Origin of the sequence: Micromonospora sp. NPDC049359 (genome assembly GCF_044466585.1) — a bacterium.
In the GTDB taxonomy this organism is placed as follows: Bacteria; Actinomycetota; Actinomycetes; order Mycobacteriales; family Micromonosporaceae; genus Micromonospora.
The window spans coordinates 24,775-44,890 of the sequence record NZ_JBITMW010000020.1; the positions used below are offsets into that span (position 1 = coordinate 24,775).

18 protein-coding genes are annotated in these 20,116 nt (G+C 73.1%); 12 read left to right on the top strand and 6 right to left on the bottom strand.

Annotated elements, in window-relative coordinates:
• Positions 1 to 43: 43 nt before the first annotated feature.
• From ACIBTX_RS31700 to ACIBTX_RS31715, 4 genes are all read right to left on the bottom strand, one after another.
• Positions 44 to 1,903 (bottom strand): 5'-nucleotidase C-terminal domain-containing protein, encoded by a 1,860-nt coding sequence (locus tag ACIBTX_RS31700; RefSeq protein WP_357125318.1) that lies wholly within the window; start codon positions 1,901 to 1,903, stop codon positions 44 to 46.
• A gap of 127 nt (positions 1,904 to 2,030) precedes the next feature.
• Positions 2,031 to 4,766: a molybdopterin cofactor-binding domain-containing protein gene (locus ACIBTX_RS31705; RefSeq protein WP_357169083.1), complete on the bottom strand. Its 2,736-nt coding sequence runs from the start codon at positions 4,764 to 4,766 to the stop codon at positions 2,031 to 2,033.
• Positions 4,763 to 5,581 (bottom strand): FAD binding domain-containing protein, encoded by an 819-nt coding sequence (locus ACIBTX_RS31710; protein WP_357169086.1) that lies wholly within the window; start codon positions 5,579 to 5,581, stop codon positions 4,763 to 4,765. Before ACIBTX_RS31710 ends, ACIBTX_RS31705 begins: the two co-directional genes overlap by 4 nt.
• A 385-nt stretch (positions 5,582 to 5,966) precedes the next feature.
• Positions 5,967 to 7,520 (bottom strand): helix-turn-helix domain-containing protein, encoded by a 1,554-nt coding sequence (locus tag ACIBTX_RS31715; protein ID WP_357169088.1) that lies wholly within the window; start codon positions 7,518 to 7,520, stop codon positions 5,967 to 5,969.
• 134 nt (positions 7,521 to 7,654) lie between these two features.
• Between ACIBTX_RS31715 and uraD the strand changes: the two genes are divergently transcribed.
• Genes uraD through alc form a run of 8 tightly spaced genes read left to right on the top strand, consistent with a single transcriptional unit; the run spans position 7,655 to position 15,797 of the window.
• The gene (gene uraD / locus ACIBTX_RS31720; RefSeq protein WP_357169091.1) at positions 7,655 to 8,158 is read left to right on the top strand and encodes a 2-oxo-4-hydroxy-4-carboxy-5-ureidoimidazoline decarboxylase; all 504 of its coding nucleotides are present in this window, start codon (positions 7,655 to 7,657) and stop codon (positions 8,156 to 8,158) included.
• Positions 8,155 to 8,481, top strand: coding sequence for a hydroxyisourate hydrolase (gene uraH, locus ACIBTX_RS31725; protein ID WP_355047963.1), 327 nt, complete (start codon positions 8,155 to 8,157; stop codon positions 8,479 to 8,481). The genes uraD and uraH overlap by 4 nt, the downstream gene beginning before the upstream one ends.
• A 4-nt stretch (positions 8,482 to 8,485) precedes the next feature.
• Complete coding sequence (pucL, locus tag ACIBTX_RS31730; protein ID WP_357169094.1) at positions 8,486 to 9,352, top strand: factor-independent urate hydroxylase; 867 nt, start codon at positions 8,486 to 8,488, stop codon at positions 9,350 to 9,352.
• Positions 9,337 to 10,728: an 8-oxoguanine deaminase gene (locus tag ACIBTX_RS31735; protein WP_357169097.1), complete on the top strand. Its 1,392-nt coding sequence runs from the start codon at positions 9,337 to 9,339 to the stop codon at positions 10,726 to 10,728. The genes pucL and ACIBTX_RS31735 overlap by 16 nt, the downstream gene beginning before the upstream one ends.
• A 41-nt stretch (positions 10,729 to 10,769) precedes the next feature.
• The gene (aceB, locus tag ACIBTX_RS31740; RefSeq protein ID WP_357125711.1) at positions 10,770 to 12,323 is read left to right on the top strand and encodes a malate synthase A; all 1,554 of its coding nucleotides are present in this window, start codon (positions 10,770 to 10,772) and stop codon (positions 12,321 to 12,323) included.
• Positions 12,323 to 13,495 (top strand): DUF6986 family protein, encoded by a 1,173-nt coding sequence (locus ACIBTX_RS31745; protein WP_357169100.1) that lies wholly within the window; start codon positions 12,323 to 12,325, stop codon positions 13,493 to 13,495. The genes aceB and ACIBTX_RS31745 overlap by 1 nt, the downstream gene beginning before the upstream one ends.
• The gene (gene allB / locus ACIBTX_RS31750; RefSeq protein WP_357125343.1) at positions 13,492 to 14,808 is read left to right on the top strand and encodes an allantoinase AllB; all 1,317 of its coding nucleotides are present in this window, start codon (positions 13,492 to 13,494) and stop codon (positions 14,806 to 14,808) included. The genes ACIBTX_RS31745 and allB overlap by 4 nt, the downstream gene beginning before the upstream one ends.
• Positions 14,805 to 15,797 carry an allantoicase gene (gene alc / locus ACIBTX_RS31755; protein ID WP_357125346.1) on the top strand — a complete coding sequence of 331 codons (993 nt, stop codon included), beginning with the start codon at positions 14,805 to 14,807 and terminating at the stop codon, positions 15,795 to 15,797. Before allB ends, alc begins: the two co-directional genes overlap by 4 nt.
• A gap of 60 nt (positions 15,798 to 15,857) precedes the next feature.
• Here alc and ACIBTX_RS31760 read toward each other — a convergent pair whose 3' ends face one another.
• Together ACIBTX_RS31760 and ACIBTX_RS31765 are read right to left on the bottom strand one after the other, a co-directional pair.
• Complete coding sequence (locus ACIBTX_RS31760; RefSeq protein WP_357125349.1) at positions 15,858 to 16,460, bottom strand: STAS domain-containing protein; 603 nt, start codon at positions 16,458 to 16,460, stop codon at positions 15,858 to 15,860.
• Positions 16,457 to 16,870 carry an STAS domain-containing protein gene (locus ACIBTX_RS31765; protein ID WP_357125352.1) on the bottom strand — a complete coding sequence of 138 codons (414 nt, stop codon included), beginning with the start codon at positions 16,868 to 16,870 and terminating at the stop codon, positions 16,457 to 16,459. The genes ACIBTX_RS31760 and ACIBTX_RS31765 overlap by 4 nt, the downstream gene beginning before the upstream one ends.
• A 150-nt stretch (positions 16,871 to 17,020) precedes the next feature.
• Here ACIBTX_RS31765 and ACIBTX_RS31770 point away from each other — a divergent pair, with 150 nt between their 5' ends.
• From ACIBTX_RS31770 to ACIBTX_RS31785, 4 genes are all read left to right on the top strand, one after another.
• Entirely contained in the window at positions 17,021 to 17,710 is a 690-nt protein-coding gene (locus ACIBTX_RS31770) for a response regulator transcription factor (protein ID WP_355048002.1), read from the top strand.
• A complete protein-coding gene (locus tag ACIBTX_RS31775) occupies positions 17,707 to 19,062 on the top strand; it encodes a HAMP domain-containing sensor histidine kinase (protein WP_357125356.1) in 1,356 nt (451 codons plus the stop codon). Before ACIBTX_RS31770 ends, ACIBTX_RS31775 begins: the two co-directional genes overlap by 4 nt.
• Positions 19,059 to 19,628 (top strand): GerMN domain-containing protein, encoded by a 570-nt coding sequence (locus ACIBTX_RS31780; RefSeq protein WP_357125359.1) that lies wholly within the window; start codon positions 19,059 to 19,061, stop codon positions 19,626 to 19,628. Before ACIBTX_RS31775 ends, ACIBTX_RS31780 begins: the two co-directional genes overlap by 4 nt.
• A gap of 103 nt (positions 19,629 to 19,731) precedes the next feature.
• Positions 19,732 to 20,115 (top strand): hypothetical protein, encoded by a 384-nt coding sequence (locus ACIBTX_RS31785; protein ID WP_355048247.1) that lies wholly within the window; start codon positions 19,732 to 19,734, stop codon positions 20,113 to 20,115.
• Position 20,116 lies beyond the last annotated feature (1 nt).

Sequence of the window (20,116 nt, forward strand, 5' to 3'; positions counted from 1 at the left end):
GCCGCGCGGGCTTCCGGAGACGACAGTTCGTTTCAGCTTCGCGTCACTCGACGGTCAGGCGAATGCGCCGCCGCCGGGCCGCGACGAGCGCGACGGCGCCGGCCAGCAACAGCAGGATGCCGGCGCCGGCGATCGTGAGGGCCTTGACGCCGGTGATCGGCAGACCGGGTTCGCCGGCTCCGCCGCCGTTGCCGGTGCCGCCGCTGGGGCTGGCGGTGGGGCTGCCGGTGGGCTCACCGCTGGGGCCGCCGCCGACCGGGGCGCCCGGCTGGTCCACGGTGTACGCGCGCTCCACCGTGTCGGCGGTGACCGGGGACTTCGCCCGGAGGTAGTCGACGAGCACGGTGAGGTCGTTGTCGCCGGTCGCGAGCGGGTCGACGCCGCCGGCGAGCGCCTTGAAGTTGTCACCGCCGGAGGCCAGGAACGAGTTGACCGTCACCCGGTAGGTGCCCTTCGGGTCGATGACCGTGCCGTTGAGGAAGATGCGGTCGGCGATGACCCGGTTGCCCGCCGGACCGTTCGGGTCGTAGACGTAGCTGAAGCCCTTGGAGACGCCCAGGTGCAGGAAGGGCCGCGACGCGCCCGCCGGTTGCCACTGCTGCTCCAGCGTCTCCTTGATCTCCGCACCGGTGTAGGTCTTGGTGATCACGTCGTTGGCGAACGGCTGGACGGTGGCGGCGTCGGCGAAGGTGACCGTGCCGTCGGGGCTCTTGACGAAGTCGGCGCGCAGGCCGCCCGGGTTCATGAAGGCGATCTGCGCTCCGCCCCGGTTGGCCGCGCGGGTGCCCTCCAGCTGGACGTCGGCGATGAAGTTGCCGAGGGTCGACTCGCTGCCACGGTCCTCGACGCCCTCGGCGGTGACGGCGCGCTTGATGTCGGCGGTGATCTCGCCGATCTTCACCTTGCCCTGCACGTCGGCCTCGGCCTTGGTGTCGGCGACGAACTGCGCGACCGCCGGGTCCGCCGGGTAGCCCTTGATCGGGAGGACGGCGCCTTCGGCGGCGGTCACCTTACCGTCGGCGACGGTGAGCTTGACCTGGTCCAGGGCGTCCCCGTACCGGCCGGTCTGCAGGACCGGCCGCTTGTGTCCCAGCTTCGGCACGTCGTACGAGCAGTTGTACGGGACGTGGGTGTGACCCGAGATGATGACGTTGATGTCGGCGCTGGCGCCGGTCACGATCTTGCCGAAGGGAGTGCTCGGGTCCGCCACGGCGGCGCAGGCGGCGGCGTCCGTGCCGCTCGCCTCCGAGCCCTCGTGCACGAGGAGCACGACGGCGTCCACGTCGTCGTCGGCCTTCAGCTTCGCCGCGACGCGGTTCGCCTCGGCGGTCGGGTCCTTGAAGGTCAGGCCCGGGATGCCGGCCGGTGACACCAGCGACGGGGTCTCCAGGGTGACCGCGCCGACGACGCCGATGCGGACGCCGCCGACCGTCAGCACGGTGGACTCCGCCAGGCGGCCGGGAGCGGCCTCGGTGCCCCGGTACACGTTCGCGGCCAGGTACGGGAAGCCGGAGCGGGGGATTACCCGGTCGTCGAGGTCGTCGAACCCGCGGTCGAGCTCGTGGTTGCCGACGCTCGACGCGTCGACGCCGATCATCTTGAGGAAGTCGATCGTCGGCTCGTCCTTCTGCACGAGCGAGATGAACGGGGACGCGCCGATGCTGTCACCGGCGGACAGGACCAGCGTGTTGTTGTTGGCCGCCCGCAACTGCTCGATCATGCCGGCCATCTGCGCGGCGCCACCGACTCCCGCCGTGGGCGCCTCCAGGCGGCCGTGGAAGTCGTTGAAGCCGAGGATCTGCACCTCGGTCGGCGCGGCCTGCGCCGGGGCCGGCGCGGTGCCCAGCACGACGAGTGTCGCCGCGGCCGTGGCCAGAGCCGCGCGCATAGGAAGGGAACGCAAGGGATACTCCTCATCGGACCATCGGTGGAAGCGCCATTCGGGCGCCCTCGAAGGAGATTGCTTGATCTTCGCGCTCATGGTCAGTCATCCGTGTGAATGGCGAGTAACGTACCCGTTCACGTGACCATCAGGTAATTGTCGGTGCTGAACGTTGCTCGTGCAGAGCGAGCCAGACCCGGTCGGCGGTGAGTGGCAGATCGGTGAAGCGGATGCCGGTCGCGTCGCGTAGGGCGTTCGCCAGCGCCGCCGCGACCGGATTGAACGGGCTCTCACTCATCGACTTCGCGCCCAGCGGGCCGACGGCGTCGCGCGTCCGGGCGAAGTGGACCTCCGTTCGCGGAATATCGGCGAGGGTCGGCAGGTGGTACTGGCGGAACGCGGCCGTGGTGACGGTGCCGCCCGGATCGACGCGTACCTCCTCGCACAGGGCGGCCCCGATGGCCTGGGCGACCCCGCCCTCGACCTGGCCCCGGCACTGCATGGGGTTCACGACCGTGCCGGCGTCGGCGGCGTGGACGCTGCGCAGGATGCGGATCTCGCCCGTGTCCGGGTCGACCGCGACCCGGAACCACTGCGTGTTGAAGGCCACCGACCGTGGCGTGCCCGCGCAGTGCCCGTCGGCGGCCGTCTGCTCGCCGGCCGACTGGGCGAGTTCCCACAGGTCCGGCAGGGACAGCCGGTCGCCGGCGCAGTCGAGGGCGTCGGCGTCGAGTCGGCAGTGCGCGACCGGTACGCCGGTGTGCGCGGACGCGAACGCGAGCAGGCGGTCACGCAGCGCCCGACAGGCGCGCAGGACGGCGGTGCCCGCGACGATCGTGCCGGTGCTGCCGAACGCCCCGGTGTCGTGCCCGACCAGGTCCGTGTCGGACTGGCGGATGGCGATCCGGTCGGGCGTCGTGCCCAGCGTCTCGGCGGCGAGCTGCTGGTGCACGGTGGTGCTGCCGTTACCGAACTCGGCGGTGCCGACGGCGACCTCGAAACGCCCGTCGGGCAGCAGCGTCACCCGGGCGTCCGCGTGGTGCCCACCGGGTGGCGCGGTGGCGATCATCGACAGGGCCATGCCGTGCCCGGTGAGCCAGCCGGGCGGTGCGGGCGGTCCCGCGTCCCGCGCGGCGGCGGCGACGACGTCCAGACACTGGTCGAGGCCGTAGCTGCCGACGGTCAGGTCGTCGTCGTGGCCGGCCGGGGGGACGAGTCGTTCACCGGGGCGTACGACGTTGCGGGCGCGCAGGTCGACCGGGTCGAGGTCGAGGCGTCGCGCCAGCTCGTCGAGGACCGACTCGACGGCGAAGCTGACCTGCCCGAGGCCGTAGCCGCGGAACGCGCCGGCGGGGACGGTGTTGGTGTAGACCGCGTACCCGTCGACTCTCTTGTTCGGGCACCGGTACACCGACAGGGATTCGTGGCAGCCGTGGAACAGCACACCGGGCCCGTGGTTGCCGTACGCCCCGGTGTTAGAGACGACCCGCAGGCGGATGCCGGTCAGGGTGCCGTCCCGACGGGCGCCGGCGGTCACCTCGACGGTGAAGGGGTGCCGGGTGGTGGTGGCGGTGAACTGTTCCGCGCGGGTGTGTTCGAGTTTCACCGGGCGGCCGGTCTTCAGCACGGCGAGGACGACGAGGTCCTCGACGAGCATCTCCTGCTTGCCGCCGAACCCGCCGCCGACCCGGCCGGTGAGCACCCGCACCCGGTCCAGCGGCAGGTCGAACAGCCGGCACAGCGCGCGGCGGGTGAGGAACGGCGTCTGGGTGCTGGAGCGTACGGTCACCCGTCCGTCGGCGTCGACCCAGGCCAGCGCCCCGTGCGTCTCCAGGCTGGCGTGCTGCACACGTGGGGTGCGGAACGTCTGCCGATGGACCAGGTCGGCGGCCGCGAGCCCGGCGTCCACGTCGCCGACCTCGGCGTGGATCTCGCCGACCACGTTGTCGGCCGGTCGGGCGATGCCGGCCTCGGCGCCCCGGTCGCCGTGCAGGACCGGCGCGCCGGGTGCCATCGCCGCCTCCGGGTCGACGACCGCCGGTAGCACCTCGTAGCGCACGACGACGCGTCGGCAGCCCTCCTCGGCGGCGGCCTCGGTGTCCGCGACGACGGCGGCGACCCGCTGGCCCACGTGGCGCACCACGTCGTCCAGGAGCCGGGTGTCGGCCGGGTCGTCGCTCGGGTGCTCGTGCTGCGCGGTCGAGTAGCGACGGTCGGGGGCGTCCGCGTGGGTGAGCACCGCGTGGACGCCCGGTAGGGCGAGCGCCGCGGTGGTGTCGACGGCCAGGATCCGCGCGTGCGGGTGGGGCGAGCGCAGCACCTTCAGGTGCAGCAGACCGGGCACGTCGACGTCGAACGTGTACCGGGCCGCGCCGGTGACCACCTCCCGGCCGGCCGGCGCCGCCACGTTGGCCCCGACCGCCGCGCCCGAGGCCGGCTCGTGGACGTGGCGGTCACCGCGAACGGCGTCCTCGATCGCCCGGTAGCCGGTGCAGCGGCACAGGTTGCCCTTCAACGCCTGCGGGAGCGCGTCGAGTTGGCGCTCGTCGAGCGCGGCGGCCGTCATGATGAACCCGGCGGTGCAGAAACCGCACTGGAAGCCCTGCGCGTCCAGGAAGCGCTGCTGCACGGGGTGCAGGCCGTCGGGCGTGGCCAGGCCGCCGATGGTGGTGACCTGACGACCCCGGGCCCGGACCGCCGGGTAGACGCAGCTGTGCACGGGTTGGCCGTCGACGTGCACCGTGCAGGCGCCGCAGTCGCCCGTGTCGCAGCCCTTCTTGACCCCGAGGCGACCGCGTTCGCGCAGGTAGGTGCGCAGGCACTGGCCGGGCCGGGGGGCCTGGTTGCACGCCGTCCCGTCAACCACGATTCCGCCGGCGGTCACCGCGGGCTCCTTCCGGCGAGTTCGGCGCGGATCTGCTCGGCGAACAGCAGGGTGAGGTGGCGTCGCCACCGCGGCAGACCGTGCACGTCGTCGACGTACCGCTCGGCGGGGATGCCGTCGGTGACGGCCTGCCGCAGCGTCCCGGCCGTGGGCAGGGCGTCGAACCGGAGCTGCACCGGCCGTACCGTGGACGCGGTCACGGTGAGCACGAACGACCCGTCCGGGTCGGTGCGGCCGACCAGCAGCGCGGCGGACCGGCCGCCGACGAACAGGGATCCCCGGCGCAACGCGGTCGGACTGCGCAGGGAGGCGGCGGGCAGGGTCATCGACCGCAGAAACTCCCCGGGTACGAGGGCGGTCGTGCCCTCGCCTGTCACGAAGTCCGCGACCGCCAGCTCACGCCGGCCGCCCTCGGCGGTCAGCAGCAGGCAGGTGCCGTCCAGGGCCGTGCCCAGCGAGATCATCGGGCCCGCCGGCAGCGCCGTGCACAGGTTCCCGCCGACGGTCGCCGTGTTCCAGATCTTGAACGAGGCGAGGAACGCCTCGCAGCAGCGCCGGACCAGCTCCCGCAGTGCCGTGGGCCGCACCGTCGTGGACCGGGCCAGCTCCGCGATCGTGCACGTCGCGGCGATGTCCAGGCCACGCGGTGTGTCGGTCACCGGCGGCCAGTCCTCGCCGGTCAGGTCGCGGAGCCGGCGGAGGTGCCGATGGGGTTCGGAGAACAGGTATGTGCCACCGGCGAGCCAGGCGTCGCCCGGCTGCCAGCGACCGGCCGCCGCCGCGGGCACCACGGTCCGTACCGAGTTCAGATCCACCCCGCACACCCCGTCCCGCGAACCCGGTCGGCTCACCTGACAGCCATCTCAGCAGTGCGGAGGGTCGCAGCCCATTGGCTCAGGGCACGAAGGCTGCCGGGTGCTCGCCGCCGCGAGTTGGGCTTTCGCACAGCGGGCAGCCACCTGGACACGTACTCGTCCAGGCCGGGTGTCAAGGTCCTCGGTCGAGCCGAGGGGCGGACGGCGGACACCAGAATGAGCGTGATGCCGGTGAGTCATCTTGATGACCCACAGGCATCACGCTCAATGGAGCGGGTGGCTCCGATCCGGTCGGACCACGGGCCCGCGAGCGGCGGTTCACCAGCGGCCGAAACGGCCGGTCCGCTCGGCCTCCGCAGGCCGGCCAGGGGCTTTGACACACGGCCTAGTGGCGTTGCAGTTGCAGCGCGAGGTACAGGTCGACGCGGTCGTCGAAGCGGTGCAGCTTGCGGCCGGTGAGCTGCTCGATGCGCTGGATGCGGTAGCGCAGGGTGTTGACGTGGACGTGCAGCTCCTTCGCCGTGCGGGTCCACGAGCCGTCGCAGCGCAGGAACATGTCGAGGGTGTGCACGAGGCGGGCGTCGTGCGCGCGGTCGTACTCGGCGAGGGGGCGCAACAGCCGGCGGTGGAACGCCCGCCGGGCCTCGGTCGGGACGCCGGCCAGCAGCAGCGCGTGCGAGGACAGGTCTCCGCTGGACACCACCGCCACCCGCTCCTGCCCGGTGACGGCGTACCGGTAGGCGTGGCGGGCCTCCTCGACCGCCGTGTCCAGCGCGTCGGCCCCCGATGCCGCGGCGCTGATCCCGATGGCGAACCGCGCTGCGCCCAGAGCCGGTGTCAGTGCCCGCGTCGCCTGGCGGATCCCCTGCACGAGGTCGGCCGGGCTGACGTCGCCGGGGGAGTCGACGGGGATGAGCGCGTGGACCTCGTCGCCGACGGTCGCGATGGCCGACGTGGGCGCCAGCGGCCGCACGACCTCCTCGACGACGCTGAGCGGCAGGTCGTCGGGCGCCGCCGTTGCGGTGCCGGCGGTGAGGGCGAGGAAGGTGGCGTCCGGGTCCAGGCGACACGCTTCGAGACGCGCCGCGATCTCGGCGGGCGCGGCGCCGCCGACCAGCGGTCGCAGCAGGAGCGCGGCGAGGCGACGCTCGACGTGCAGGTGCCGGTCGAGGTGGGCGCGTTCGAGGGTGAGCAGGGTGACCAGCCCTTCGACGGCCTGGCGGCGCTCGGGCTCCCAGGTGGTCAGGTCGCCCGCGCAGGCCAGGAACCACGTGCCGACCCGCCGGCCCGGGTGGGCGCTCGCGCCGAAGAGCGAGACGCGCCGGTCCCGGCCGACGCCGAGGACGTGGGGCAGCCGAGGGGCGGTCAGGAACGTACGCGCCAGCCGGGCGCACAGGTCGCCGTCGATCGGGGCGGTGCCCGCGACGAGCCGGCCGGTGGGCGACAGGACCCAGCAGGGGGTCTCGGCGGCGGCCGACGGCAGCAGGTCGGCGAGGTGCGCGTCCTCGGTGAGCGCCGCGATCAGACCCTGGTGCCGGTGCACGGTCGCGGCCAGTCCGGTGGCTCTCTCGACCCGCAGGGCAGTGCCGATGGCATCGCTGATGACGGTGAAGGACACCTCGACGGGTACCTCGAACACGGGGACGTCGTGACGTGCGCACGCCTCGACGACATCGGCCGGGACGGTGCCGAACGCCGCCGCGCCGGCCCCGACCGCGCTGACGCCCGCCCGCGCGACGGCCGCCGCGAACACCTCGGAGTCCGTCGGACCGCGTCTCCACATGAGACCGGTGAGCACCACCTCGCCGCCGGACAGGTAGCGGCTCGGGTCGAGCAGGTCGGTGGTGAAGAACTGTTGGATCACCCGCTCGCCCTGGCTGTGGCCGCTGAGCAACGTCAGTTTGAGGCCGGCCTGGCCCAGGAGGTCGTTGAGGCGCATCGACAACTCCTTGCCTTGGAGGAAGCTCCAGAGACCGTAGGGCGGCAATGTTTCAAGTTCGGTTCGCTCGCCCAATGCACCCGGCTCGATGTCGCTGTTTGACTACCGCCACCGCGAAGTGGAGGGGAGGTCCGGTGCACGAGCGTCTGACGTGGTTCAACGCGTTGCCGGCGGCCGACGCCGAGCGGGAGCTGTCGGCGTGCTGCGCGTCGCCGTCGTGGGCGCGGGCCGTGGCCGCCGCCCGTCCCTACGCCACCCCGGCGGCGCTCGTCACCACGGGATCCGCGACGCTCGCCGCCCTGCCCTGGCCCGACATCGCCGAGGCGCTGGCGGCGCATCCCCGGATCGGGCAACGGGCCGACGGCGACGGGCGTGACGCGACCTGGTCCCGCCGCGAGCAGGCCGGCGTCGCCGACAGCGACGAGCGCACCCGGCTCGCCCTGCGCGAGGTCAACCGCGCCTACGAGGCCCGCTTCGGCCACCTCTTCCTGATCTTCGCGAACGGACGGTCGCCCGCGGAGATCGTCGCCGCCGCCACCGCCCGGCTCGCCAACGGCGCGGCGGCGGAGCGGGAGGTGGTCCGGGCCGAGCTGACCCGGATCACGGCGCTGCGACTGACGAGGCTGATGGCCGAGTGAGCCTCTCCACGCACGTCCTCGACACCGCCCGCGGGGAACCGGCCCAGGGAGTGGCCGTGCACCTGTACCGCTGGGCCGGCGACCGGTGGATCGACGTCGCCACGGGGCGTACGGACCCCGACGGGCGGCTGCGCGACTGGGTGCCCAAGCGGCGCTGGGCCCGGGGGACGTACCGACTCTGCTTCGACACCGCCGGCTACCTCGGCCTCGGGGCGTTCTTCCCGGAGGTGTCGGTGGTGTTCGTGGTCACGGATGTCTGGCGGCACGTGCACGTGCCTCTGCTGCTGAGCCCGTACGGCTATTCGACGTATCGAGGGAGTTGACCCGTTGGACGTTGTTCTCGGCCCCCACCAGTACGGCAAGGCCGAAGTGCGGCTGGTCCACGTCGTCCGCCACGGCGCGCGGCACGACCTGACCGATCTGACCGTCGGCGTCGCGCTCGCCGGCGACCTGGCCGACACCCACCTGACCGGCGACAACAGCAAGGTCCTGCCGACCGACAGCCAGAAGAACACGGTGTACGCCTTCGCCCGCCAACACGGCGTCGGCGCGATCGAGGACTTCGGGCTGCGCCTGGCCCGGCACTTCGTCGAGTCGCAGCCCGCCGTCACCCGGGCGACCGTCGACATCCACGAGCACGCCTGGGGACGCCTGGGCCCGCACTCGTTCGCCCGCTCGGGGGCCGAGACGCGGACGGCGACGGTCACCGTCGACGGGTCGGACGCCGTCGTCGTCTCCGGGCTGACCGGGATGGTGCTGATGAACACGACCGACTCGGAGTTCTTCGGCTTCGTGCGGGACGCGTACACGACGTTGCCCGAGGCGCACGACCGGATCCTGGCCACGGCGGTGGACGCTCGTTGGCGACACGCGACGAGCGGGAGCGACGACTGGGCGGTCTCGTTCGGCGAGGCACGGCGGCACCTCGTCGAGGCGTTCGTCGACACGCACAGCCTCTCCCTGCAGCAGACCCTCCACGCGATGGGTCAGCGGGTCCTCGAAAATCGGCCGGAGATCACCGAGGTACGGATGTCGCTGCCCAACAAGCACCACTTCCTCGTCGACCTCGCACCCTTCGGGCTCGACAATCCCAACGAGGTCTTCCACGCCCCCGACCGCCCGTACGGGCTGATCGAGGGCGCCGTGCGTCGCGACGACGCGCCACGGTGGGTCGAGTCGTGGTGGGACGTGTGACCCCGCCCCGGCCGGAGCGCATCGTCATCGAGGGCTGCGCGGTGGCGACCGTCGACGGCACGGGCCGCGAGTACGAGCGCGGTCACCTGGTCGTCGAGGGTGGACGGATCGTCGCCGTCGGGCCCGGTCCGGCGGCCGCCACGGACCAGGCGGGGCCCGTCCGGCGCGTCGACGGCACCGGCTGCCTCGCCACGCCGGGGCTGGTCAACACCCACCACCACCTCTACCAGTGGGTTACCCGGGGCCTCGCGCAGCAGGCCGACCTGTTCGGCTGGCTCACCGACCTGTATCCGGTGTGGGCGCGCATCGGCGAGGAGGACGTCTCGGCGGCCGTCGGCGCGGGGCTGGGCTGGCTCGCGCTGTCCGGCTGCACCACGACCACCGACCACCACTACGTGTTCCCGGCGGGGGCCGGCGACCTGTTCGCCGCCGAGGTGGCCGAGGCGGGCCGGGTGGGGCTGCGCTTTCACCCCGTCCGCGGCTCCATGGACCTCGGCGCGTCCGCCGGTGGTCTGCCGCCGGACCACCTCGTGGAGGACACCGACGTCGCGCTGGCCGCGACGGCCGAGGCGATCGACCGCTTCTCCGATCCCGCACCGGACGCGATGGTCCGGGTCGCGGTGGGTCCCTGCTCCCCGTTCTCCGCGAGTGAACGGTTGATGCGGGACGCTGCCGCGTTGGCGCGGGACCGGGGCGTCCGGCTGCACACCCACCTGGCCGAGACCGTGGACGAGGAGGACTACTGCCGGGCCACGCACGGCTGCGCGCCCGCCGAGTACGCCGAGCGGCTCGGCTGGCTCGGCGACGACGTCTGGCTTGCGCACGGCGTGCACCTGGACGCCGACGCCATCGGGCGGATCGCGGCGAGCGGCACGTCGTTGGCGCACTGTCCCAGCTCGAACGCCCGGCTCGGCGCGGGTATCGCCCCTGTGCGGGACCTGCTCGACGCCGGCGCGTCCGTCGGCCTCGGCGTCGACGGCGCCGCCTCCCAGGAGGCCGGACAGCTGGTCGCGGAGGTACGCCAGGCCCTGCTGGTGGCCCGTCTGCGGGGTGGGCCGACCGCCCTGACCGCGCGCGAGGCGCTCACCCTCGCCACCCGTGGCGGCGCCCGCTGCCTCGGCCGCGCGGACGAGATCGGCTCGCTGGAGGTGGGCAAGCTGGCCGACGTCGCGCTCTGGCGTCTCGACGGGCTCGGCCACGCCGACATCGCCGATCCGGTCGCCGCCCTCGTCCTCGGCGCGCCGGCGCCGGTGGAGCTGCTGCTCGTCGGCGGTCGACCGGTCGTTGAGGGCGGCCGTCTGAGCACCGTCGACGAACGGGACCTGCTCCTGCGGGCCCGACGGGCAGCGGGTCGGCTGCGCGACGCAACCCGGTGACGGCCCACCCGACAGCGAGGACAGGAGTGCACGTGCCGACGATGACCGAACGGGAAATCCTCAGCCCCGAGGCGCTGGGGTTCGTCAGCGAGCTGCACCGGCGCTTCGACGCCCGCCGGGCGGAACTGCTCGCCCGTCGCGCTCGGCGACGCGCGGAGATCGCCCGGACCGGCCGACTCGACTTCCTGACCGAGACGAAGGACATCCGCGAATCCGAGTGGCGGGTGCCCCCGCCACCACCCGGTCTCGCCGACCGGCGCGTGGAGATCACCGGACCCACCGACCGCAAGATGGCCATCAACGCGCTGAACTCCGGCGCGCAGGTCTGGCTCGCCGACCTGGAGGACGCCAACACGCCGCACTGGGCGAACGTCATGGCCGGGCAGATCAACCTGTACGACGCCGTACGCGCCACGATCACCCACGACGCGCCGGACGGGCGGCACTACGCCCTGCGCGCGGACGGGCCGCTCGCCACCATCGTCGTACGACCACGGGGCTGGCATCTCGACGAGCGTCACGTGCTGGTCGACGGCGTGCCGGCCGCCGGCGCGCTCGTCGACTTCGGCCTGCACGCCTTCCACAACGCGCGGGAGTCGATCGCGCGGGGCGTCGGCCCGTACTACTACCTGCCGAAGCTGGAGAGCCACCGGGAGGCGCGGCTCTGGCACGACGTGTTCGCGTACGCCGAGGACACGCTCGGCATCGGACGCGGCGCGATCCGCGCGACCGTGCTCATCGAGACCATCACGGCGGCGTTCGAGATGGACGAGATCCTGCACGCGCTGGGGCCGCACGCCGCCGGGCTCAACGCGGGGCGCTGGGACTACCTGTTCTCCATCATCAAGAACTTCCGCGAGCGGACCGTGCTGCCCGACCGTGCCGCGATCACGATGACCGCGCCGTTCCTGCGCGCGTACACCGATCTGCTCGTCGCGACCTGTCACCGCCGTGGCGCGGTCGCCATCGGCGGCATGTCGGCCTTCGTGCCCGGCGGTGACGCGCAGCGGAACGCGGCGGCCTTCGCGCAGGTCCGCGCGGACAAGGAGCGCGAGGCGAACGACGGCTTCGACGGCTCCTGGGTGGCCCACCCGGCGCTGGTGCCGGTCTGCCGCGAGGTCTTCGACGGCGTCCTCGGGCAGCGGGACAACCAACTGGACCGCATCCGCGACGACGTGCGCGTGCCCGCCGACCGGCTGCTCGACTTCACGGTCGCGGGCGGCGAGGTCACCTCGGCCGGGTTGCGGACCAACGTCTCGGTCGCGCTGCGCTACCTGGAGGCCTGGCTCCGGGGCGTCGGGGCCGTCGCCATCAACAACCTCATGGAGGACGCGGCCACCGCCGAGATCTCCCGCGCCCAGATCTGGCAGTGGGCGCACCAGGCTGTCCGGCTGGCCGACACCGGCGAGACGGTCTCCGCGGACCTCGTCCGACGCGTCGTGGGGGAGGAACTGGCCGGGATTCGGCACGCCGTGGGGGAGACCGCCTACGCGGCCGGGCGGTGGCCGGACGCACGGGCCCTCGTCGAGCGGGGCGCGCTGGACGACGAGTTCGTCGACTTCCTCACGGTGCCCGCGTACGAGGTCGTCGACTGATGGGCCGGCGACTGCACGAGCGGACCGGCCTCGAACTGGACCGCCGGCTCGCGCCGGTCGACGAGGCGCTGCGGCGGCGCTACCCGGGTGCGGCCGCCGGCCGGCAGCCGGTGCACACCGTGTACGTCCCGGCGGACCGGTACACCCCGGACCTGTGCCGGCGCTGGGGCGAGCAGGCCCTCGACACGCTGAACGGGTGCCCACCCCTGCCGTTCCCGGTGGAGCTGCGCGACCGCGTGCTGGCGAAGCTGTCCACCGAGCCCATCGAGGATCTCCGTCTCGACTTCGAGGACGGCTACGGCGTACGCGACGACGACGAGGAGGACGAGAGCGCCCGCGTCGCCGCGACGGCGCTGCGGAACGGCCCGCGCCCCGCGTTCGTCGGGCTGCGCTGCAAGAGCCTCGACGCCGACAGCCGGGACCGGGCGATCCGTACCCTCGACGTGTTCCTCGACGCGCTCGGTCCACCCCCACCCGGTTTCGTCGTCACCCTGCCGAAGGTCCGGGCCGTCGAGCAGGTCGCGGCGATGTCCCTGCTGTGCGCGGCGTTGGAGGCCGCGTACGCGCTGCCGGCCGCGAGCCTGCGCTTCGAGCTGCAGATCGAGACCCCGGAGGCGGTGCTGGGCGCGGACGGCACCGCCACCGTCGCCCGCATGATCACCGCCGCCCAGGGCCGCTGCGTCGGGCTGCACTACGGCACGTACGACTACAGCGCCGCCTGCGGCGTCGCGGCCGCCCACCAGTCGCTCGACCATCCCGTCGCCGACCACGCCAAGGCCGTCATGCAGGCGGCGGCGGCCGGCACCGGCGTACGCCTCAGCGACGGCTCGTCGAACGTGCTCCCGGTCGGCGACGCGACGGCCGTACACCGGGCCTGGCGGCTGCACACGAGCCTGGTCCGGCGGTCCCTCGCGCGCGGCTTCTACCAGGGTTGGGACCTGCATCCCGCGCAGTTGCCCACCCGGTACGCCGCCACCTACGCCTTCTTCCGCGAGAGCCGTGCGGCCACCGTGGAACGCCTCACCGCGTACCTGGACCGCCGCGCCGGGGGCGTGCTGGACGAACCGGCGACCGCACACGCGCTCGCCGGGTTCCTGCGCCGTGGCCTCGACTGCGGCGCGCTCGACCCGGACGAGGTCGGCGTCGACCGAGCCACCCTGGAGGCGCTGTGAGCTACGACCTCGTCCTGCGCTCGACGCGGGTCGTCACCCCGCGGGGCGAACGGCCGGCGACGGTCTGCGTCACCGACGGACGCATCATGGCGGTGACCGACCACGACGCCACGCCCGACGGGCCGGTCACCGACCTCGGCGACCTGGCCCTGCTGCCCGGCCTCGTCGACACCCATGTGCACGTGAACGAACCCGGGCGTACCGAATGGGAGGGCTTCGCCTCGGCCACCCGCGCCGCGATAGCCGGCGGCGTGACGACGATCGTCGACATGCCGCTCAACTCCCTCCCGCCGACCGTGTCGGTGCCGGCCCTCGACGTGAAGCGCCGCGCCGCCGACGGCGCGGTGCACACGGACGTCGGTTTCTGGGGCGGAGCTGTGCCCGGCAACGCCGGAGACCTCGCGGCGCTGCACCGCGCCGGTGTCCTCGGCTTCAAATGTTTCCTCGTCGACTCCGGTGTGCCGGAGTTCCCGCCGCTGGACCCACCGGCGCTCGACACCGCGCTCCGCGCGGTCGACGCCCTGTTCATCGTGCACGCCGAGAACCCCGACGACATCAGCGCCGCACCACCGTCGCGCCGCTACGCCGACTTCGTGGCGTCCCGGCCACCGAACGCCGAGACAACGGCCATCGCCCGGGTGCTGGACGCCGCCCGACGCGCCGCCGCACGCGTCCACATCCTGCACCTGTCGTCGGCCGACGCCCTGCCGCTGATCGCCGCCGCGCGGGACGCGGGCGTCAGCGTCACCGTCGAGACCTGCCCGCACTACCTCTGCCTGAGCGCCGAGGAGGTGCCCGACGGCGCCACCGAGTACAAGTGCTGTCCGCCGATCCGGGACCGCGCCAACCAGGACCGGCTCTGGGCGGGTCTGGTCGCCGGGGTCATCGACTGCGTCGTCTCCGACCACTCACCCAGCACACCGGCTCTGAAGAGACCGCCGAGCGGTGACTTCGCCGCCGCGTGGGGAGGCATCTCGTCGTTGCAGATCGGCCTGCCGGCCATCTGGAGCAGTGCCCGGCGGCGCGGGTACCGGCTGATCGACGTCGTCCGGTGGATGGCGCAGCGGCCCGCCGAGATCGCCGGACTGGGCACCAAGGGGCGCATCGCTCCCGGTTCCGACGCCGACCTCGTCGCCTTCGCACCGGACGAGCCGTTCGTGGTCGACCCGGCGACGCTGCGGCACCGCCATCCCGTCACCCCGTACGCCGGGCGGACGCTGCACGGCGTCGTACGCGACGTGTGGCTGCGTGGCCAGCCGGTCTCGCCGGACGGACCGCCACGGGGACGCCTCATCTCCGGGAGCAGCCGATGAGCACACTTCCCGACCTCGCCTCCCGGGCGCTGTCCGGTGGCGTCGTCCACGCCAACGACGAGTTCTTCGCCCCCGCCGACCACCTCGTCGACCCGAAGCCGCCGACGTTCGCCCCAGCCACCTTCGGGGCCAAGGGCCAGGTGTACGAGGGGTGGGAGACCCGCCGTCGGCGTACCCCCGGGCACGATCACGCCATCGTGCGGCTCGGCGTGCCCGGGATCGTGCACACCGTCGTCGTGGACACCAGCCACTTCACCGGCAACTACCCGCCGTACGCGGCGGTCGACGCCTGCCGCCTGGACGGGCATCCGGCACCCGAGGACCTCGCCGAGGCGACCTGGACGCCCCTGGTGCCCCGGGTGGCGCTCGCCGGCGACACCCGCAACGTCTTCTCCGTCGAACCGGGACACCGGGTCACCCACGTACGCCTGTCGATCTTCCCGGACGGCGGTGTCGCCCGGTTGCGGGTGCACGGCGAGGCCACCCCCGACCCCCGGTTCCTCGCCGGTGGCCTGGTCGACCTGGCGGCCCTGGAACACGGGGGTCTCGTCGTGGGATGCAGCGACATGTTCTACGGCACGCCCCACAACCTGATCGCCCCCGGCCGGGCCCGCACGATGGGGGAGGGCTGGGAGACGGCCCGCCGCCGCGACGACGGCAACGACTGGGTCCTGCTGCGCCTCGCCGCACCCGGCGTCGTCCGGCTCGTCGAGTTGGATACCAGCCACTTCAAGGGCAACGCGCCCGGGGCGGCGGCGGTCCGCGGGTGCGCCACCGACCCGGACGACCCGGACGGCTGGTTCGACCTGCTGCCGGTGACCCGCCTGCAACCCGACACCCGGCACCGATTCCTGGTCACCGACGCGGACGCGGTGACCTGGGTACGCCTCGACGCGTACCCGGACGGTGGAATGGCCCGGCTCCGCGTCCTCGGCGAGATAACCCCGGCCGGCCTGGCCACCCTGCGAAACCGTTGGTCATCGGCGTGAACCTGGCGTCCGCGGATCTCGTGACGATGGGCGTCTGAGCTGCTGCCACGGCCGTCGGCGTTACGTCTCGGCCGTGGGCGCGGCCACGGACAGCGCCGGCCGGGCCATCCGGTCCAGGGCGTCCTCGCGACTGTCGAAGATCGGGAAGACGCCGTCCAGGCGCATCGTGTGCAGGACGGTCCGGATGAACCGCGACGGCGCGGCGAGGCAGAGCGTGAGGCCCCGCTCGCGGGCGTCGAGGTGGGCCCGGACCAGCAGGCCGAGGCCGGTGGAGTCGATGGCGTGTACACGACTCAGGTCGACCAGCACGGGTGCGCCCGCCTCGGCCGCCTGCCGCAGCGCGGCACGCAGCGCGTCCCCGGTGGCGACGTCGATGTCGCCGCTGGCGGTGACGATGGTGGCGTCGTCGAGGTGGTCGATGCCGAGAATCCCGCCGGGACCGTGGCCCTCGATCGAGGCCTGCCGGGGGTTCGCGGGCGGGAGCAGGCTGCAGTGGGGGCAGCGGTGTGGTCCGGTGGCGAACGGCGAGCCGCTCCAGCCGTGCTCGGACACGAGCGTCCAGACGACCTCGGCGTCGGGCAGCACGCAGGCGGTGGCGGTGAGACTGTCGCCGCAGATGTCACAGATGAGGGTCATCAGGTTGTCGTCCGGGACGACGGTCATGCCGCTGATCCTTTCTGTCCGCCGCGAGCGGCGAGCGCCGGCTCGACCGGCCGCGACTCGTCCCGCGTCGCCGGATCGCCGGGCGACGCCGACGGCGGTTCGGTGACGATCGGCAGGACCTGGTCCAGCCGGGCGTGGTGCAGGATGCGCTGGATACGCCGGTTGGGGTTGCGTACGACGAGGGTCCCGTCGGCGCGGGCCAGCCGTCGGTGGATGTCCAGCAGCAGGCCGATGGCGGCGGCGTCGAGGTAACGGCACTCCGACAGGTCGACGACGACCTGCCCGGGGCGCAGCGCCAGCAGCCGGTCGAACACGGCGCCGCTCTCGGCCAGGCAGCTCAGGTCCAGTTGGGTGATGCTGACCTCCACCAGCGGCAGCGCGTACGACGGAGGTTTGAGTGGTCCCGTCACTGTCGTACCCCTTTCTCGTGGCTCTGGTCGCCTGCCACCGTGCCGGTCCGGCGTGGCGGGCGTCGCGCGGATCTATGACAGTTGGGTGACAAATCCGCAGGCCGGCGGACGCGATTGGCCGTGTCGTCGTGGCCTGGGGATGATGCGGTTATGACGGCCGTACTGGTGATCGAGGACGACGACCGGATCCGACTGGCGCTGCTGCTCGCCCTCCAGGACGAGGGGTACGACGCGGTGGGCGCGGCCACCGCCGAGGAGGGGCTGCGCGCGCAGCGCCGTGATCCGGCGGACTACGTGCTCGTCGACCTGATGCTTCCCGGCCTCGACGGCTTCGAGTGCATCCGGCAGCTCCGCCGCGACGACGACGTGCCGATCGTGGTGGTCAGCGCCCGGGACGACACCCATGACATCGTCGCCGCCCTGGAGGCCGGCGCGGACGACTACCTGGTCAAGCCGGTCGCGATCAAGGAACTGACCGCGCGGCTGCGGGCGCTGCGTCGCCGTGCCCGCGCCGTGGTCGGGGGGCCGGCGGCGGAGCCGGTGCCCGTGCTGGCGTTCGGCGAGTTGGAGATCAGTCCCGACGCGGGCGAGGTGCGTCGTGGCGGCCGGCCGGTGGCGGTGACCCGTACCGAGTTCCGGTTGCTGTGCGAGCTGGCCGAGCACGCGGGCCGGGTGCTGTCACGCCAACAGTTGCTGCAGCGGGTCTGGGGCTACGACATCGGCGACGAGCGGCTTGTCGACGTGCACGTCGGCCGGTTGCGGCAGAAGATCGAGCCGGACCCGGCGACCCCTCGGCACCTGGTCACCCTGCGGGGTATGGGTTACAAGTTGCAGCGATGAGACGCCTCGGACTGCGTACCCGGGTCACCGCCGCGTTCGCCGTCGGCGCGCTCCTGCTCGCCGCCTCGATGGCCCTGGTCTCCTACGAGCTGACCCGCCGATCCCTGATCGGAGAGCGGGAACGCACCGCCCTGCGCGCCGCGTACTTCGACGCGACGGTCGTGCGCGCCGGGATCGACACCGACACCCCCAATGTCGTGGAGGTGCTGCGGTCGCTGGACACCGGCGGCGGACGTCGCCCGGTGCTGCACCTCAACGGCGAGTGGTACGCCCGCACGGCCGACCCCGGCCCCACCACCGCCATCCCCCAGGACCTGCGCCGCGTCGTGGCGTCCGGGCAGCCGGCGGTGCAACGGGTACGGGTGGACGGTCAGTCGGTTCTCGTGGTCGGCGTGCCCCTGTCCGCGACGGCGACGTACTTCGAGGTCAATTCCCTGCGCGAGTTGGAGCAGACGTTTCAGGTCCTGGCGCTCGCGTTGACCACCGTGGCCATCATGATCGCCGGGTCCGGCGCCGCGCTGGGGTGGCACGCCACCCGGCACGGGCTGCGCCCGTTGACGGCGGTCGCCGACGCGGCGGAGAAGATCGCGGCCGGTGACTTCACGGCCCGCCTGGACCCGGCCACCGACCCCGACCTGACCCGGTTGTCCTCCTCGTTCAACCAGATGGTCGACCGGCTCGCCCACCGCATCGAGCGCGACCGCCGCTTCGCCGCCGACGTCAGCCACGAACTGCGGTCGCCGTTGCAGACCCTCGCCGCCGCGGCGAGCGTGCTGGCCCGTCGCCGGGAACACCAGGACGAGCGGACGGCGATCGCGGCGGGGTTGGTCGCCGACGAGATCGACCGCTTTCAGCGGCTCGTCAACGACCTGATCGACCTGGCCCGTAGCGACCAGCCCGCGCACCGCGCGCCGGTGGACCCGGTGGCGCTGGCCCGCGCCGCCTGCGAAGCCCTGGACCTGCCGGTGTCGATCGTGCGGCTCGCGCCCGGGGCGCCCGCGACGTGGCGGGTCGAGCGTCGGCGCGTCGCGCAGATCCTGGCGAACCTGCTGGACAACGCCGTGACCTACGGGGGCGGTCCGACGTCCGTCCTGCTCGACCGCGACGGCAGCGCCGCCGTGATCGAGGTCGAGGACGACGGCCCGGGCGTACCCGTCGAGGACCGGGAGGCCATCTTCGACCGCTTCGTGCGTGGACGTGCCGCCCACACGCGTGGCGCGGGCGACGGCACCGGGCTCGGTCTCGCCCTGGTCGCCCAGCACGCGAGCGCGCACGGTGGGACCGTCACCGTCACCGACCATCCCGGCGGCGGCGCCCGGTTCCGCGTGACCCTGCCGGAGAGCCTGGCATGAGTCGTCGGCGCCTGCTCGGTCTGGGTCTCGTCGCGCTGCTGGTCGGCTGCGGCATCCCCGCCGACGACGCGCCCCGCCCGGTGTCGCCGCCGCGCGGGCCGTTCCCGACCACCGCCGACACCGCATCCGCCGACACCGCGCCGGCCGGTCCGGCCACCGAGACCCTCTGCCTCGTACGCGACAACCGGATCGTCCCGGTGCTGCGGAGCGTCGACCGTCCACCCACCATCGAGGAGCACCTGCGGCACCTGTTCGCCGGCCCCACCACTGCCGAACGCGACACCGACCTCACCAGTGCCCTGCCGGGGGCGGTCAACGCGGCCGGTGTGACGCTGAGCGCCAGCCAGGCCCGGGTCATGGTCGACGAACCTGGTGACGACGCCGGTCGCAGCGACGAGGTGCTCGCCTTCGGGCAGATCGTCTGCACGCTCACCAGCCGTCCCGACGTCAGCACCGTGACGTTCGTGCGCGACGAACGGCCGCTGGGAGTGCCGCGCGCCGACGGGTTGCTGTCGGCACAGCCGCTCGGCCGTGCCGACTACGCCCCCCTCATCGCTCCACAGTGAGCGCTCCGGCTCAAGGTCGATCGCCGAATGTCGTTTCAACCGGTCAGGTCCATGGGTATCTGCCCGCCGGCTGATCGTCCGATCGACGGAGACCCTCGTGATCATGGCTTTGCTGCTCGACCTCGCCAACATCGTCGGCGGCTTCCTGCTCGCCATCGCCGTGCTGCGGTTGCTGCCGCGCGTCGGTGACGACCTGGGCCGCCTCGCCGGTCGGGTGGCGCCGATCGCGTGGGTGGTCGGGCTCGTGGCGCTGGTGACCGGCGGCTACTACCTGATCGTCCACCTGGTGTCCGGCCCCCGGGTGTTCCACTTCGAGGTGGTCGGGATCGGTGTCGGCCTGGCCCTGTTGTGGGGCCGTCTGACCGGTCGTCCGGCGTCGGGCGTGGAGCAGTCGGACGGCGCGACCGGAGTCCGCCTGTTGCTCGCGATCTTTGGCCTGATCGCGATTGTCGTCGGCATCCAGGGGCTGTTCACCCCGGACGGCTGAT